General features: G+C 71.2%; 14 protein-coding genes. 4 read left to right on the top strand and 10 right to left on the bottom strand.

Translation table 11 applies throughout. The features are described 5' to 3' along the window. Positions 1-2: 2 nt before the first annotated feature. Positions 3-980 carry an acyl-CoA thioesterase gene (locus ACFQW8_RS01465; RefSeq protein ID WP_380085205.1) on the bottom strand — a complete coding sequence of 326 codons (978 nt, stop codon included), beginning with the start codon at positions 978-980 and terminating at the stop codon, positions 3-5. A gap of 38 nt (positions 981-1,018) precedes the next feature. Then, on the bottom strand, positions 1,019-2,476 hold the full coding sequence (gene yczR, locus ACFQW8_RS01460; RefSeq protein WP_380085204.1) for a MocR-like transcription factor YczR: 1,458 nt from the start codon (positions 2,474-2,476) through the stop codon (positions 1,019-1,021). A 61-nt stretch (positions 2,477-2,537) separates the two neighbouring features. On the opposite strand from yczR, the gene yczE reads away from it, so the two are divergent. Further along, positions 2,538-3,251 carry a membrane protein YczE gene (gene yczE, locus ACFQW8_RS01455; protein WP_380085203.1) on the top strand — a complete coding sequence of 238 codons (714 nt, stop codon included), beginning with the start codon at positions 2,538-2,540 and terminating at the stop codon, positions 3,249-3,251. Here the strand turns inward: yczE and ACFQW8_RS01450 are convergent. After that, on the bottom strand, positions 3,224-3,991 hold the full coding sequence (locus ACFQW8_RS01450; RefSeq protein ID WP_380085202.1) for a sugar isomerase domain-containing protein: 768 nt from the start codon (positions 3,989-3,991) through the stop codon (positions 3,224-3,226). The genes yczE and ACFQW8_RS01450 overlap by 28 nt on opposite strands. Before the next feature lie 93 nt (positions 3,992-4,084). Here ACFQW8_RS01450 and ACFQW8_RS01445 point away from each other — a divergent pair, with 93 nt between their 5' ends. Then, complete coding sequence (locus ACFQW8_RS01445; protein ID WP_380085201.1) at positions 4,085-5,080, top strand: N-acetylglucosamine kinase; 996 nt, start codon at positions 4,085-4,087, stop codon at positions 5,078-5,080. 204 nt (positions 5,081-5,284) lie between these two features. On the opposite strand, the gene ACFQW8_RS01440 is transcribed toward ACFQW8_RS01445, so the two are convergent. Together ACFQW8_RS01440 and ACFQW8_RS01435 are read right to left on the bottom strand one after the other, a co-directional pair. Next, positions 5,285-7,417, bottom strand: coding sequence for a RecQ family ATP-dependent DNA helicase (locus tag ACFQW8_RS01440; protein ID WP_380085200.1), 2,133 nt, complete (start codon positions 7,415-7,417; stop codon positions 5,285-5,287). A gap of 90 nt (positions 7,418-7,507) precedes the next feature. Beyond that, a complete protein-coding gene (locus ACFQW8_RS01435; RefSeq protein WP_380085199.1) occupies positions 7,508-8,899 on the bottom strand; it encodes a serine hydrolase domain-containing protein in 1,392 nt (463 codons plus the stop codon). Between the two features lie 68 nt (positions 8,900-8,967). On the opposite strand from ACFQW8_RS01435, the gene ACFQW8_RS01430 reads away from it, so the two are divergent. Both ACFQW8_RS01430 and ACFQW8_RS01425 read left to right on the top strand, forming a co-directional pair. Continuing rightward, positions 8,968-9,444, top strand: a complete 477-nt coding sequence (locus tag ACFQW8_RS01430) for an acyl-CoA thioesterase (RefSeq protein ID WP_380085198.1) — start codon at positions 8,968-8,970, stop codon at positions 9,442-9,444. Continuing rightward, positions 9,441-10,097, top strand: coding sequence for a hypothetical protein (locus tag ACFQW8_RS01425; protein ID WP_380085197.1), 657 nt, complete (start codon positions 9,441-9,443; stop codon positions 10,095-10,097). The genes ACFQW8_RS01430 and ACFQW8_RS01425 overlap by 4 nt, the downstream gene beginning before the upstream one ends. A gap of 481 nt (positions 10,098-10,578) precedes the next feature. Here ACFQW8_RS01425 and ACFQW8_RS01420 read toward each other — a convergent pair whose 3' ends face one another. The 5 genes from ACFQW8_RS01420 to ACFQW8_RS01400 all read right to left on the bottom strand — a co-directional run bounded on the left by ACFQW8_RS01420 (position 10,579) and on the right by ACFQW8_RS01400 (position 15,839). Continuing rightward, positions 10,579-11,988 (bottom strand): MFS transporter, encoded by a 1,410-nt coding sequence (locus tag ACFQW8_RS01420; protein ID WP_380085196.1) that lies wholly within the window; start codon positions 11,986-11,988, stop codon positions 10,579-10,581. 29 nt (positions 11,989-12,017) lie between these two features. Further along, positions 12,018-12,833, bottom strand: a complete 816-nt coding sequence (locus tag ACFQW8_RS01415) for a glycerophosphodiester phosphodiesterase family protein (RefSeq protein ID WP_380085195.1) — start codon at positions 12,831-12,833, stop codon at positions 12,018-12,020. A 2-nt stretch (positions 12,834-12,835) separates the two neighbouring features. Then, positions 12,836-14,611 carry a glycoside hydrolase family 13 protein gene (locus tag ACFQW8_RS01410; RefSeq protein WP_380085194.1) on the bottom strand — a complete coding sequence of 592 codons (1,776 nt, stop codon included), beginning with the start codon at positions 14,609-14,611 and terminating at the stop codon, positions 12,836-12,838. Positions 14,612-14,674: 63 nt separating this feature from the next. Beyond that, positions 14,675-15,184: a pyridoxamine 5'-phosphate oxidase family protein gene (locus tag ACFQW8_RS01405; protein ID WP_380085193.1), complete on the bottom strand. Its 510-nt coding sequence runs from the start codon at positions 15,182-15,184 to the stop codon at positions 14,675-14,677. A gap of 10 nt (positions 15,185-15,194) precedes the next feature. Further along, complete coding sequence (locus ACFQW8_RS01400; RefSeq protein ID WP_380085192.1) at positions 15,195-15,839, bottom strand: hypothetical protein; 645 nt, start codon at positions 15,837-15,839, stop codon at positions 15,195-15,197. Positions 15,840-15,853 lie beyond the last annotated feature (14 nt).

Raw genomic sequence — 15,853 nt, 5'->3', positions numbered from 1 at the left:
GGTCAGCCGAGGTCCTCGCGAACGCGGAGCATGCCCTCCTGGGCGACCGACGCGACGAGGGTGCCGTCGGCGGTGAACATCCGCCCCAGCCCCAGGCCCCGGCCGCCCTGGGCCGACGGCGACTGCTGCGCATAGAGGATCCACTCGTCGGCCCGTGCGGGGCGGTGGAACCACATCGCGTGGTCGAGACTGGCGACGTTGAGTCCGCCGCCGACCCACTGCCGGCCGTGGCGTCGCAGCACCGGCTCGAGCAGGGCGTAGTCCGACGCGTAGGCGAGGACGGCGGCATGCAGCAGCGGGTCGTCGGGCAGCCGACCCACGGCCCGGGTCCACACGCTCTGGCGTGCCACCTTCTCGTCGCCGGGCGCCAGGAAGAGCTGCCCCTCGACGTGCCGCTGCTCGATGGCGCGGCCCTCGGCGAGGTGCTTGGCGCCGGGGTGGTCGATGCCGCCGAAGACGTCCGTGAGCGACCTCAGCTCCTCGGGACGCGGCACGTCGGGCATCTCGTCCTGGTGGTCCAGGCCGCCGGAGGGCTCCTGGAACGAGCAGCTCATCGACAGGATGGGCTTGCCGTTCTGGATGGCGTGCGCGCGCCGCGTCGAGAAGGATCGGCCGTCGCGCATCTTCTCCACCGAGAAGTGGATCGGCTGCGTGTCGTCACCCGGACGCATGAAGTAGGCGTGCAACGAGTGGATCGGACGCGGGGCCTCACCCTCCGCCGGCGTGACCGTGCGACCGCAGGCCACGAGCCCTTGAGCCAGGACCTGCCCACCGAAGACCCTCCCGTGCGGCATCTTCTGGCTCTGGCCGAGGAAGAGCGTGGTCTCCTCGGCGAACGTGGTCGGCACCGAGGCGGTGCCACCACCACCGGTCGGGTTGGCGCTGACCGTGACTGCCGCCGTCCCGACCTCCTCGAGGTCGAGCACCCGCAGGAGCTCGGCCAGGGCGGGCGGGGTCTGGTCGTCCACGACATCGTTCACAGGCGTCACCCTAACGACGCTGGCCGCCTCGCCCGTCCTCAGGCCACCAGCGGACCGTGGCGGTGTTCGGAGCGACCCCGCCGGGAGACCGTGCCCCCGGCGGCGACCCGGTCGACCGCCCGTGCAAGTCGCGTCGCGGCCTCGACGAGCTCGTCGGGCGTCAGCACGTAGGGCAGCCGGATCCACCGGTCGAGGCCGCCGGCGGCCGCGAAGCGTGGGCCGCTGGCGATGAGCACGCCCTCGTCCTCGGCGGCCAGCGTCACCTCGGCGGCCACCGGGTCGGGCAGCTCCAGCCACAGGGACAGGCCGCCGCTCGGCAGGACGAACCGCAGCTGTGGCAGCCTCTCCCGCAGCGCGCCGGCCAGGGCGTCACGACCGGCCACGAGGTCACGTCGCCGCTCCGCGGTGATGCCGGGAGTGACCTGCATGAGCTGGAGCAGCACGAGCTGGTCAATGACCGGCGCCCCGATGTCGAAGGGGACACGGGCCGCAGTCAGTCGCTCCAACATCGAGCCCGACGCCCTGATCCAGCCGATCCGCAGGCCGCCCCAGTGCGACTTCGAGGCGCTGCCGACCGAGATGGTGTCGGGGTGGTGGGTGGCGAACGGCAACGGCATCGGACCCTCGTGGTCGAGGGCGATCTCGACGACCGTCTCGTCCACGATGGCCGTGATCCGCTCTCGTGCCAACGCTTTTGCCACGACGGCGCGCTGCTCGTCGGACATGAGGTTGCCCGTGGGGTTGTGGAAGTCGGGGAGCAGGATCGCAGCTCGTGCCCCCGAGGCTCGGATGGTCGAGACCATCGTCGCGACGTCCCAGCCGGTCGGCTCGACCGGGACGGCGGCGATGCGCGACCTCAGCTGGGTCAGGGTCGGGAAGATGTTGGGATAGGTCGGCGTCTCCATGACGACGGTGTCGCCGGGGGAGAGCAGGGCCCGTGCCGCGATGGCCGTGCCGACGACCGCGCCGGTGGTCACGATGACCTCGTCGGCCGTCGTGGGCAGGCCGCGTGCGGTGTAGCGAGCCGCGATCGCCTCGCGCAGCTCCGGGACCCCGTTGAGCAGGTAGCCACTCCCACTGAGGTAGCCGGGCGACGCCGCGATCGCCGCCTCCGCGGCCTGGGTCATGCCGGCAGGCGCGCGTTGTGCCGCGCAGGTGAGGTCGATCATGCCCTCCGGGACCTGGGCCGACATGTGCAGCCCGGTGTCCCGACGCATGGCCCCGGCCGGGAGGCTCGCCACGCTGCCCGAGCCACGACGCGAGGTGAGGTAGCCGCGCTCGCGCAGCACGGCATACGCGCTGCTCACGGTCGTGCGGCTGAGCGCCAGCGCGCTTGTGAGGTCGCGCTCGCTCGGGAGCCGCGTCCCGACCGCGATGCGGCCGTCCGCGATGAGGAGGCGGAGCGAGTCGGCAACCACCTGGTATGCCGGCCGGTCACCTGACGTGGGACCGATCAGCTCTGCGGTGCGGACGGCGGAGAGCACGGGAGCAGCCATGAGGCCACTGTCCCACAAGTGGCCATGGAACAAAGGGCCACTTGGGGGGCAGGATGGGGCCATGAGCCCGATCCAGACCCTCCGCGCCGGTGCCCGTCGCCGGGTGGACCTCGTTCCGATGACCCCGATGGAGCAGCTGCGCGCCGGCCGGACGTTCCGTCGCGTGACGCAGCTGGTCGTCGGGCTCTGGCTCTACGGCACGGCGATGGCGATGTTCATCCGCGCCGAGCTGGGCCTGGACCCGTGGGACGTCTTCCACTACGGGGTGCAGCAGCACATCGGGCTGAGCTTCGGGACCATCGTCGTCATCGTCGGAGGCCTCGTCCTGCTCCTGTGGATCCCGCTCAGGCAGTGGCCCGGGCTCGGCACGGTGGCCAACGTCTTCGTCATCGGCATCGCGACCGACGTCATGCTCGCCGTGCTCGACGCGCCGTCCGAGCTGTGGCTGCGTTGGGTCTTCCTCCTCGGCGGCATCGTCGTCAACGGCATCGGAGGCGCGATGTACATCGGCAGCCAGTACGGCCCCGGCCCGCGCGACGGACTCATGACCGGGTTGGCGCGACGCAGTGGCTTGTCGATCCGGTTGGTGCGCACCGCCCTCGAGATCTCGGTGCTCGCCATCGGCTGGTTGCTCGGGGGCATCGTCGGGGTCGGCACGGTGCTCTATGCGTTGCTCATCGGACCGGCGGTCCAGGCCTTCCTGCCGCTGCTCACCGTGCGGCTGCCCGCGACCTCACGGAGCGAGGCTCAGAAGGACCTGATCCGCGAGCCGTAGCGGTCCTTCAGGGTCTGGTTGTGCTCGTCACCGCCGGGGATGTTGGCCGACAGGAACACCGGCGGCACCTCGTCGGCCTCGAGCATCCTGCTCACCACGCCGAGCGTCAGCGCCTGGGCGATGAACGCCGCCGTCAGCGAGGAGACCGCGCCCACCTTGATGCCGTGCGGCAGCTCGAGGGTGGCATCGCCGAAGGGCGCCAGGTTGTCGATGACGACATCGGCGATCTCGCTCAGGCGCTTGCCGCTCTCGTGCTTGGGCTCGACCGCCATGGTGTGCTCCAGACTGGTCACGGCGATGACGCTGTGCCCACGCTCCTTCAGGGCGAGCGCCATACCGACGATGGACGAGTTGACGCCGGAGTTGCTGGCGATGACGAAGACGTCCTGAGGTTGGATCTCGGTGTGGGAGAGCAGCTCCTCGACGACGCCCGGGTCACGCTCCAGCTCGGCCCCGAACAGCTCCTCGGGGTCGCGGCCGCCGACGATGACGACCTCGCGCAGGGTGATGCGCCGGGTGGGGATGAGACCACCGGCGCGCCCGGCCACCTCCATCGAGAACCCCTCCGAGTGGCCGGTCCCGAACGCCTGGATCACGCCGTTGGACCGCACACACGTGGTGAGGAGGTCGATCGCCTCGTCGAGGCCGCCGCCTGCGACGTGGTCCTGCAACCGCCCGAGACGGCCGGTCACCTCGGCGGCGAAGTCGGCTTGGGCGGTCTGGGGCGTGCTGTCGGTCATGTCGTCCGCTCTTTCGAGGTTGATGGTCGGTGTGGGTGGCGCCGCCCTGCGGCCGTTGCGGCTCCGGAGCGGAGCACCCGGCAAGATGGTCCTGTGATCCTTGCAGCAGTCGACGCCGGAGGCACCCGAACCCGCGCCTCCATCGTGCAGGACACGCTCGAGTGCCGTGGCATCGGTCTCGCAGGCCGCGGAAACCCCATTTCCGGCGGTGGCCCCGAGGCGGCGTTCGGCGAGGTCGCGTCAGCCATCGGGCGTGCCGCTGCTGACGCAGGGGTCGCGCTCGCCGAGATCGAGGCCGTCACCCTCGCCAGCGCGGGTGGAACCGCCTTCGAGGCGGGATTCCTGACAGACGCCTTCGCCGCCGTCGGCATCCGGGCACCGTTCTCCAAGAGGGGTGACCTGGCGGCGTTGTTCTGCTCAGGCACCCACGAGACCGATGGCTACAGCCTCGTCGCCGGGACGGGTGCCACGGCGGTGCGCATGGTGGACAGCGCTGAGGCACAGACCATCGACGGCCTCGGCTGGCTGCTGGGCGACACCGGCTCAGGTTTCTGGATCGGCCACCGGGTGGCCCGCGCGGTCGCGGCGGCGCTCGACGGCAGGATCTCGACCTCGATGGTGGAGCCCGCTCTCGAGGTGATGGGGATCGCGCCGGACCTCGCACTGCGGACCGGACGCCCCATCGCGAACCACGAGCTGGTCCGAGTCGTCTACACCCAGTCGCCCTTTGCCCTCGCAGCGCTGGCGCCGGTCGCCTTCCTCGACGACGGTGACCCGGTGAGCGCCGCGATCGTCGACGAGGCGGCGCGCGGACTCGCCCAAGCGGTCATCGACGTTCATGCCGACGACGTCACCGGGCCGCTCGTGGTGGGCGGTGGCGTCATGGCCGGCCAACGCCGGTTGCTGGAGGGGATCGTGGCGGTGTTGCGGTCCTCCGGGCTGGACCTGCCGGTGATCAGGGCGACCGACGGTCTGGTGGGAGCCTCCGTCCTCGCCCTGCGCGGTGCCGGCGTGACGGTCGATGCGGAGGCCTTCGAGACCGTCAGGGCGACGACGGCCACGCAGCTCGCGCGGCAGACAGGGCTCTAGCGGGGCGGCCCAGGATCCCGAACGTCGACCAGTCGGGGGTTCTGTGGCCAGTCGGGGTGTCCAAAACCCCCGACTCGTCACGCGGGGCCCGACCGGCCGCGCAACCTCCGGCGGGTCGTGGTGTCTGGAACCGGGACGGTGTCGCCCACCCACCCACGCCCGACCGTTCGCGGGGGGACCGCGCACGACCTCAGCCGCTCGCGGTCAGCCGTCGACCGCGAGGGCGAAGGGGAGGACGTCGTCGGCACCCGCGCGTCGAAGCTCGCGGGCAGCGACGGTGAGCGTCCAGCGTGAGCTGACGAGGTCGTCGACGAGCAGCACGGGGCCACCCACTCGACCGAGCGTCTGGGCCAGCTCGGGTCCGACGACGAGCCGCTCCCACACCCCGGCAAGGCGGAAGGCGCTGTTGCCACCCGGCTCGCCCGTGGGCCCGCCGTGCTCGAGGTCGAGTGTCCCGAGGAGCGGCAGCCGCCCGATCTCGGCCAGCCCTGCCGCGAGCGACTGCACGAGCTGGGGATGGCTGCGGGACGGCATGGCGACGATGCCGGCCGGCCGCTGCGACCAGCCCCACTCGGCAAGGACACCGACGCAGGCGCGGAGCAGCTCGGGAGTGGCGGGTGCGTCCTCGCGCAGGACCTGGCGCAGACGGTTTCCCCAGCCGAGGTCGCTCAGCCGGGCCAGCGCTCGCCCACTCGACATCGCCTCGTCGGCCGGGATCTTGCCCTTGACCGGCACCCCGAGGCGGTCCATGCCGGTGGGCCACTGGGCACGCGGGTCGAGGTCGACTCCGACCCGGGCCAGCCGTTGCCGGGCCGCGCCGATGACGTTGTCGGGCACGTCGGTGGCGTACCAGGGGCTCGCGCACGTGTCGCACTTGCCGCACGGCACGGCCGTCGCGTCGTCGAGCGTGCGCTGGAGGAAGGCCATCCGGCACTCGGTGGTGCGTTCGTAGTCGAGCATGAGCTGCTGCTCGTCGGTGCGGGACTGGGCGACCCGGGAGTAGCGCTCGGCGTCGTAGGTCCATGGCTGCCCCGTCCCGGTCCAGCCTCCCTGGACGCGTGTCACGGCCCCGTCGACGTCGAGGACCTTGAGGAGCAGCTCCAGTCGGGTGCGGCGGACGTCGACGATCGTCTCGATGGCCGCCGTGGACAACGGGCGACCGGCCTCCGCCAGGGCCGTGAGCACCGCATCGGCCTGCTCCTGCCGGGGCATCGACACGGACGCGAAGTAGAGCCAGATGTCCTTGTCCTCCGGCCCGGGCAGCAGGAGCACGTCGGCCCGCTCGGTGGCTCGTCCGGCGCGGCCGACCTGCTGGTAGTAGGCGACGGGCGACGACGGCGCGCCCAGGTGGACGACGAACCCGAGGTCCGGCTTGTCGAACCCCATCCCGAGGGCCGACGTCGCGACGAGGGCCTTGACGCGGTTGTCGCGCAGCTCGGCCTCGAACCGCTCACGGTCGGCGGGGTCGGTGCGGCCGGTGTAGGCCGCGACGCGCTGACCGGCCTCGGTGAGCGCGGCGGCCACCTCCTCGGCGGCGGCCACGGTGAGGGTGTAGATGATGCCGCTGCCGGGGAGCTCGTCCAGGTGGGCGAGGAGCCAGCCCAGGCGCTGCTCGGGAGACATCGAGCTCAGCACGCCGAGCCGCAGCGAGTCACGCGCGAGCCCACCGCGGACGGTCAGGACCTCTCGCCCGCCCACCCCGAGCTGCTCCACCACGTCCGTCACGACGCGGGCGTTGGCGGTCGCGGTCGTGGCGAGCACCGGCACGTCGCCGGGGAGCTCGCTCAACAGGTCACGGATGCGGCGGTAGTCGGGCCGGAAGTCGTGTCCCCAGTCGGAGACGCAGTGCGCCTCGTCGACGACGAGCAGACCGCAGCGACGGGCGAGGTCGGGCAGCTGCTCGTCACGGAAGCGCGGGTTGTTGAGCCGCTCGGGGCTGACGAGCAGGACGTCGACCGAGTCGGACGCCAGGGCCTGGCGCACCTCGTCCCAGTCCTGGGCGTTGGCGGAGTTCATCGACACGGCCCGTATGCCGGCGCGCTCGGCGGCCGCGATCTGGTCCCGCATGAGCGCCAACAGGGGGGAGATGATGACCGTCGGCCCGGCCCCCTCGGCCCGGCGCAGCGCAGTGGCAACGAAGTAGACCGCCGACTTGCCCCACCCCGTGCGCTGGACGACGAGGACGCGGGACCGGTCGGCGACGAGTGCGGTGATCGCCTCGAGCTGGCCGTCGCGGAAGTCCACGTCGTCGCGTCCGACGAGCCTGCGCAGGGTCGTCGTGGCGTCGGTGGCCAGCGTGGTGGTCTGCGTTGGTGACACTGCTGATGCGTTAGTCATGATCACCCCACCGTAGGCGCGTCACCCGACAGGCGGACCAGCTGCTGTGGACAACGACCCGAGGCGCGGTCGCTGTGGACGACCAAAGACCTAGCGCCACCCCTGCTCGTCGACCCCACCCGGCACGTCGGCCTCGGGGTCGTAGGGCGTGCGGGTGAAGCGGAACGTCGCGAGGTCGAGGTGCGACACCGACCCGTCGCCGCGACGCAGCACTCGCAGCGGCTCGCCCGTGTAGTAGCCGTCGAGCCCCACCCACTCGTCCGCCCCTGGCCCCACCCGCCGGAAGCGCGACCCGCGACCCTTCCCCGGCGCCCCGAGCACCAAGTCCTCACCGACGAACCGCGCCGTCTCCACGCTCGGGCCCCAGTGCCACGTGCCCGCAAGCTCCAGCAGGTCCGCGGACCCACTCGCCACCCACGGCGCCACCGACGGGGCCTCGAGCTCGCGCAGGGTCCGCAGCAGCTCCTTGGGCAGGTCCTTGAGCGCCGCGCTCGCGGTCGTGTTGGTGAAGAGGACCACGCCGTCACCCACCTCACCGGCCGGTCCCTCGCCACCCTCGGCGTCGAGGTGGACGAGCTGCTTCGCGAGGAACCCGGGCATCGAACCACCATGACCTGCGGACCGTGCGCCCGCGTCGTTCCAGATCTGCCAGCCGAGCCCATGCGCGCCGGTCCACGGCTGGCCGGGCTCGTCGACGACGTGGTGCGGCTCGACCATCTCGGCCAGCGACTCGGCCGAGATCACCCCGTCAGTGCGGCCGCCCAGCAGCGCCGCCCAGCGCGCCAGGTCGGCAACCGTCGTCCACAGCTGACCAGCAGGCGCCATCGCACCGGCGTCGTGCTCCGGCTCGGCGAGCAGCACGTCGGCAAAGGGGTGCACGGCGAACCCGAGTGCCGCCTTGCCCGTGGGCCGCAACGTCGTCCGCGTCATGCCCAGCGGCTCGAGCAGCTGCTCGCTCACGACCTCGAACCAGGGACGCTCCAGGACCACCTCCAGAAGGCGACCGAGGGCGGCATACCCCGTGTTGGAGTAGTGGAAGCGCCGTCCCGAACGGAAGCGGGTCCCGACGCCGGACGCCACCAGCGCGTCCCAGTCGCTGCCGGGCGTGCGCTCCCACCAGTCGCCCGCCGACTCTGCCTGGACGCCGCCCGCGTGGCTCAGGAGCTGTTCGATCGTCACGTCGTCGAGGGCGCTGCCGGGCACGTGCGCCCCGAAGCGGTCGGACAGCTCGAGCCTCCCTTCGTCACGCAGCCTCATCACGGCCACGGCGACGAACGTCTTGGTGATCGACCCCATCCGGAACTGCGTGTCCGCGTCGACGGCGACTCCCTCTGCGCGCCCGTCCACGGTGCCCACGGCGCCCGACCAGACGAGCTCTCCGCCACGGATGAGTCCCGCTGCGACAGAAGGCAGTCGGTGCGTGCGCTGCCCGGTGGCGAGGAGGTGGTCGAGGCGTGCGGACGTCGTCGGTGAGACTGGCATCAGACCACCCTAGGTCTGGCTACGGGACGGGCGCTGCCGGGGATGCGCGGTGCTGCCAGACTGGGGCCATGTCGCAGGTCGATCCCGTTCCCGAAGTCACCGCGCGCCCCTACCGCACCCGGGTCCCGCTGCGATGGTCCGACATGGACGCCTACGGTCACGTCAACAACGTGCAGTACCTCCGCCTCCTCGAGGACGCCCGTGTCATCGGCTTCCGCGAGTGGTTCGGGACCGACCGCTCGCTCCTCGACAGCGGAGTGATCGTGTCGCGTCACGAGATCGAGTACGTCGCGCCGCTCACCTACCGACCGGAGCCCATCGAGGTCGACATGTGGGTCACCGGCGTGCACGGTGCGGGTTTCAACCTGGGGTATGCCGTCCGCGACCCCGAGTCGCTCGGCAAGACCGTGTATGCCGTCGCGGAGACCGGCCTCGTGCTCTATGACTTCGCCGCGAGCAGACCGCGCCGACTCACCCCGCAGGACCGAGAGATCCTCGCGCAGCACGCCGGCGACTCGGTCGCCTTCCGGTGGTCGCGCCGGTGAGCGCTGTCGTCGCGTCCGAGCTCGTCCTCGCCGATGCCGAGTCCCTCCAGGACCTGGGCCGGTATGCCGCCCGCGCCCGTGCGCTCGATGCTGACGGTGCCGTTCGTCTCCAGGCCGTGGGGCTCGTCCTTGCGTCGTGGGTGGGCGTGCTGCCCGGTTCGGGGTTGCTCAGCACCGGGGTGACGATCGGACTGCGGACGTCGGAGCTGGCCGAACCGGCCCAGCTCGATGTCGTCGTCCCGCTCGCCTCGGTGAGCGACCGGGTGGCTCGGCCGGGGGAGCGGGCCGTGTTGCCGATACCGCCCATGACGATGTCGGCGGCCTGGGCTGCGGTGTCTCCGCCCCGGTCGGGTTGGCAGCCGGTGGGTGTCATTGACGCAGAGGCGTTGCAGCACAGCGCTTCCGAGGGCATTGCCGAGGTCGCAGACGGCACCCCTGCCGGTGCCGGAGCCCCGGCCCTCGCGGCCCTGCGTGAGCAGGTCTGGCGGCGTCCGATCGCTGGGACGTCTGACGGCGTGCCCGTGCCTGCGGCCCTCGCGTTTGCGGCGTACGCGCTCGGTTTCCTCAGCCAGGACGTGGAGGCGACGGTGGCGACGAGCGGCCGCTGGACCCGCCTCACCACCCCGGCCGGTCACGCCCTCACCCGCTCCTGACGCACGCCTGATACGCCCATGGCCCAACGCCGTTGAATTGTCGGGGTGCGGGGCGGGGTCATGGTCGGTGCCAGAGGTGGGGGTCGCCGGAGGCTCGGTGGCGCTCACGGGGGTGGTCGTGCGGTGGCTGGTCGGTGAGGCGTGACGGACTGCCTCGCCTTTGGCCGGAGTGGAGTCGTTCGAGGGCGTGGTCGCAGGCGCCGCGGGTGCGGTCCCACACGACGTATCTAGCCCCGTTCGTGTCGGGTTCGATCCAGCCGTGGTAGCGCTGGGTGTGGACGGTGGTGTGGTGGCGCCCGCAGAGGAGGGCGGCGTTGTCGAGGTCGGTGGGCCGCCGTCGGCCCAGTGGATGAGTGCAATGCAACGGTATTCGCCTGACTGCATACGAGCCGTCTCTTCAGTCACAACAGTCCCGGGTGTTGCGCTTCACCCCGGAAAGGTCCGGCCAGGAATGAATAGAAATTCACGAGGTCCCAAAGGCTCAGTCGCGGATGCGCCGTCCGGCCGCGATGACGAGCATCGCAACCGCCGCTGTCCCCAGCCACATCGCGACGAACGCCGGCACGTCCTCGCCCGCACGTGTGTGCAACGCAGCGAACACCGCCCCCGTCGCCGCGATGCCGATGACCGACCCGAGGACGTCCGACAGCTGGAGGTTCGACGACGCCGAGCCGTGGTCCGCAGGAGCGGTCAGCGAGAGCGCCAGCACAGACAGGCTCGCCGTGCCCAGCCCCATGCCGAGACCGGCCAGCGCCAGAGGTGCCGCAACGAACCATGGCCACCACCCGGCCCAGGTCACCAGGACGACACCGACCAACCCCGTCGCCAGCGCCGCCCCACCGAGGCTCACCAGGCGGTCGCGTTGACCCGAGAAGCGGTCACGGCCCTGGACCCATGAACCCACGGACCAACCGATGGAGCCGATCGCCAGCACCATCCCTGCCTGGGCCAGCGAGAGGCCGCGCTCCCCGGTGAGCATGAGCGGGATGTAGGTGATCGTCCCGAAGAAGGCACAGGGAAGGAAGAAGCGGCTGAGCATGACCGACGGCAATCCGCGCCGCATGGTGAACGTCCCGGGCGGCAGCAACAGAGGCGCACACACGAACACACCCACCAACCCGACGAGCGCGGCCACAGTCTGGACCGACCAACCGAGCTCGAGCTCGTGGGTGCCCCACTGCATGACACCGGCCGACACCGCGATCCCCACCCCGAGCCTCGCGGCTCGTGCATGCTCCCGGTGGTCTCGGCTGGAGGGCTCGAGGCCGACCTCGCTCGCCCGCACCTGGTGCCGTCGCAGGAGCAGCACGATGAGAGCGACCACGACGGGCGCGATCACCATCCAGAACACCCATCGCCACGACCACGTGCTCGTGACCCAACCGGCAAGGACAGGGCCGACGAGCGAGGGGACAACCCAGGCGGCGCTGATGATGCTGAAGACCTTGGGCCGAAGTGCCTCCGGATAGGTGCGGCCGATGACGACGAAGGCCGCGACGAACGTCACCCCTGCGCCGAGGCCGGCGACGGCTCGGCCGAGGAGGAAGGGCGCGAAGGAGGTCGACGCTCCGCAGACGGCACACCCGACGGCAAAGAGCACCTGTCCGGAGAGCAGGGAGGGCAGCGCACCGGCTCGGTCGCACCACACGCCCGCGAGCACGATGCCGAGCAGCTGCAGGGTGAGCATCACGGAGAACGCGAGGCCGTAGGACCGGACGGCGTCCAGCTCCCGCGCCACCTCGGGCATCGCCGTCGAGACGGCCATCGACTCGAAGGCGATGACGGTGATGAGGGCGAGGAGGGCGAGGGTCAGCGCGGCATACGTCGGTCCGAAGACTCCCTCACGCGTGGGTGACTCGACCGCTGTTCCTTCGACTCCCCGGGTGCTCACCCGGTCACGCTACGGGAGACCACGACGCTTCAGACGACCGGCACGAGGGGGTGGCCGCGCTCGGCCAGGACGTCGCGCAGGGTGTCGATGTGGTCGGTCACGATGCCGTCGACGCCGACGTCGAGGAGCCGGTGCATCTCGGCAGCGGACTCGTCGCTCCACGGATGGAACCACACGTGGACCTGCTTGCCCAGGCGGTGGGCCACGGACACGAGCCGCGGTGTCACGAGGGTGATCTGGCGACCGCGGAGGCGATGGGCGACGGGGAGCTGCAGCACAGGAGCGGGCGTGTGCAGCCACCGTGACACCAGGCCCGGGGCATAGCGCAGCGCACCCGTCCCGACCTGTCCCGCAGCCGTCGCCAACGCCGGCCCGAGCGCACGCCGCGCGGCTCGCACCCGCCGCTCGCTGAACGACGCGATGCACACCCGCTCGATGGCCCCGTGCGCCCGGATCGTCTCGACTGTGGGTGCCAACGCCGAGTCCGCCTTGACGTCGATGTTGAGCCGCACGGTGGGCAGCTCCTCGAGCAGCTCGGTCAGCAACGGCACCGCATCGGTGCCGTTGATGCGGGCCTCGCGCACCGCGGCATACGGGAGGTCGATGATGGCGCCGACGCAGTCCGTGGTCCGGTCGAGATGGGTGTCGTGGAAGGCGATGAGCTCACCGTCCGACGTGGCGTGCACGTCGGTCTCGAGGTAGCGGTAGCCCATGGCCACGGCCCGACGGAAGGCGCCCATCGTGTTCTCGAGACCGACGTTCGGTCCGTATGCCGCACCGCCCCGGTGTGCCATGCCGATCGGTCCGCTGTGGTCGAAGTAGGCGAACTCCGAGGCCCTGGCCATGGTCAGATCGTGGCCCAGATGGCGACGTCGGTCGGCACGAGGCCCTCTGCGGTGAGCTCACCCGACTGGTGCGTGACGGTGGCGCCGTCGGGCAGGGCCACGGCGTCGGCGCCGAGGTTGACGAGGACGAGCGTGCGACGGGAGTCATCCTCGGTCGCGTTGACGAACGCCACGACGTCACGATCCGAGAGGTCGTGCCGGGATGCCGAGCCCAGGCCGAGCCGACCCGCACGCCGTGCAGTCAGCATCGACCGGTAGAGCTCCAGCGTGGAGCCGGCGACACCTGCCTGCTGGTCCACGGCATACGCACCATAGGACTCCGGCTGCGGCAGCCAGCTCGCGTCACCCGGACCGAAGCCGTGGCTCGGCGCGTCCTTGACCCAGGGGATGGGGATCCGGCATCCGTCACGCCCGATCTCCTTGCCCTCCGTGCGGTGGAACGTCGGGTCCTGCCGGAACTCGTGCGGCAGGTCGGTCGACTCCGGGAGCCCCAGCTCCTCACCCTGGTAGAGGTAGGCGCTGCCGGGCAGGCCGAGCATGAGCATCGTCGCCGCGCGGGCGCGCCGCAGGCCGAGCTCGGCATCCGGCTGCGCCTGGTCGGCTGCGATGCCGTTGGGCCGGGGGAGCGACTGGTCGAGACCGAGCCGCGAAGCGTGGCGGACGACGTCGTGGTTGGACAGCACCCAGGTCGTTGGAGCACCCACCGCGTCGTTGTCGGCGTAGGACCGCTCGATGACCGCGCGGAGGTTCTCGGCCCGCCAGTGGGTGTCGAGGAAATCGAAGTTGAAGGCCTGGTGCATCTCGTCGGGCCGCACGTAGCGGGCCAGCCGGTCGCCCGGCTTGACCCAGGCCTCGGCGCACAGAATCCGCTCGGGAGAGGGCTGCTCGTCCAGCACCTTGCGCCAGCGGCGATAGATCTCGTGCACGCCCTCCTGGTCCCACATCGGTGGACGCGACCCCGGTCCGGCCTCGTGGATGCGGGCCGGCTCGTCCTCCTCGGGAGGCAGAGCGGCCTCCTCCGAGCTGTCTAGCATCGTGAGCGGAGCACCCCAGTCAGGGAGGCCCTCCTCCTTGACGAGACCGTGCGCGACGTCGACCCGGAAGCCGTCGACCCCCCGGCCGCACCAGAACTCGAGGATCGAGGCGAACTCGTCGCCGACCTCGGGGTTGGTCCAGTCGTAGTCGGGCTGGGTCGTGTCGAAGATGTGGAGGTACCACTGCCCGGGCGTCCCGTCGGCGTTGGTGACGCGGGTCCAGCCCTCGCCACCGAAGACGGACGGCCAGTTGTTGGGCGGCTCCTCACCGTGCTCGCCCTTGCCGTCCCGGAAGATGTAGCGACCGCGCTCGGCGCTTCCCGGCTCGGCGGCCAGCGCTGCCTTGAACCACTCGTGCTCGCTCGACGAGTGGTTGGGCACGAGGTCGACGATCACCCTGATCCCGAGGTCGTGCGCCCCGGCGATGAGGGCATCGGCGTCATCGAGGGAGCCGAAGACCGGGTCGATGTTGCGGTAGTCCGCCACGTCGTAGCCGGCGTCGTGCATGGGCGAGACATAGAACGGCGACAGCCAGATCGCGTCGACACCGAGGTCGCGCAGGTAGGGCAGACGGGCCGTGATGCCGGGCAGGTCACCGATGCCGTCGCCGTCGGAGTCCGCCCACGACCGAGGGTAGATCTGGTAGATCACCGCGTCGCGCCACCATGGCGCGTCGGTCGGGTCGGCGGGATGGAGGGTCGTCTCGGACAGGGCGTCAGGGGTGGTCAGGGTCACGTGTCCCATGCTTCCGTATGCCGTCCGCCCATCCAAGCGGGCGTCTCACCTCCTGGTGACCTCACGTCGGGTTCAGGCCAGTGTGTGGACGAGCTCGCGGTGGTCCTCGTTGCGGCCGTGGCGGGGGCACGGCTGTCGAGCGGCTCGTGGGCAGAGGACCCAGACGTGGCTGGCCCGGGCGCGATAGAGCCGGTAGGGCGCCTCCCCGGTCACGTCGTCGAGGGTGAGCGTGCTGCCACCGCGCGACTCCGGACCGGGGTAGACACCCAACCCGTGCTCCAGCTCGCTCTCGTCGACGACGGCAGCCGCGCCCACGGCATACAACGCGCGTCCGTGGTAGGCGGGAACCGTGGAGTCGAAGACGACGAGGCTCACCTCCCGGTGGTCCTCGAGGTTGACCGAGTGGCGGGCTCCACGGTTCGACGCCCAGTAGTAGTCGCCGAGCCCGTCGGCGGCGAAGTAGACCGGGGAGGTCCACGGCTGCCCGTCGGCACCGACGGTGCCGAGCGTCAGGTAGGCGTTGCGCTCGAGCAGGGCCCGTGCGTGGTCCGGGAGGGGTGCGGTCAGCGACTCGTCCGTCATGCCACCAGTCCTACCGCACGGCGGCAACCTGCCGACGGGCGAGGAACCCGGGACCCACCCTGCGGCCGAGGATCGCGCCGAAGGCGATGCCAAGGACTGCGAGGGTCACCGCGAGCCACCACGGAGCACCGGTGGCGGGTGCAGCCACCGTCGTGTCGGTCGCTTGCGTGGCGAGGGCTCCGAGCCCAGCAGCAGCGGCATCTGCGGCCGACGACCCGGCCCCCACGACCCCCAGCGTCGTGAGGACCGTGACGAGTTCGGCACCGCGGGTGGGCTGGTGCCAGGTCGGGGTCCCTGCGTACGGATCGGCGCCGCCGGGGTTGAGGTAGGTCTCGACCCAGACGTCACCCCCGTCGAGGTGGACGTTGTCGATGCGCCACGGACTCACGTCGTGGATCAGCCAGACCATGCGAACGGTGGGTTTGGCGGACTCGCTGAGTGCTGATGGCGCCTTCGCGGCCGTAGGTGGGTTCTCGTCGCCCAGGATCGACTGGAGGTCGGTGTAGTCGGAGCTGCCGTTGAGGGCCGCGGCCGAGCGGCCGGTCTCGTAGTTGGCGAGGAGGACCGAGGTGGGGCCTCCGGCGACCGCAGACGGGACGCCGACGACGAAGAGGCCCGCGACCAGGGCCAGGGTGAGGGACAGGAACCTGCGCATGTCGTGCCTCCGCG

It is taken from the genome of Knoellia altitudinis, assembly GCF_042666355.1.
Taxonomy (GTDB): domain Bacteria; phylum Actinomycetota; class Actinomycetes; order Actinomycetales; family Dermatophilaceae; genus Knoellia; species Knoellia altitudinis.
Note: the sequence above shows the minus strand (reverse complement) of the source record. Positions and strands in the feature narration are given on the sequence as shown.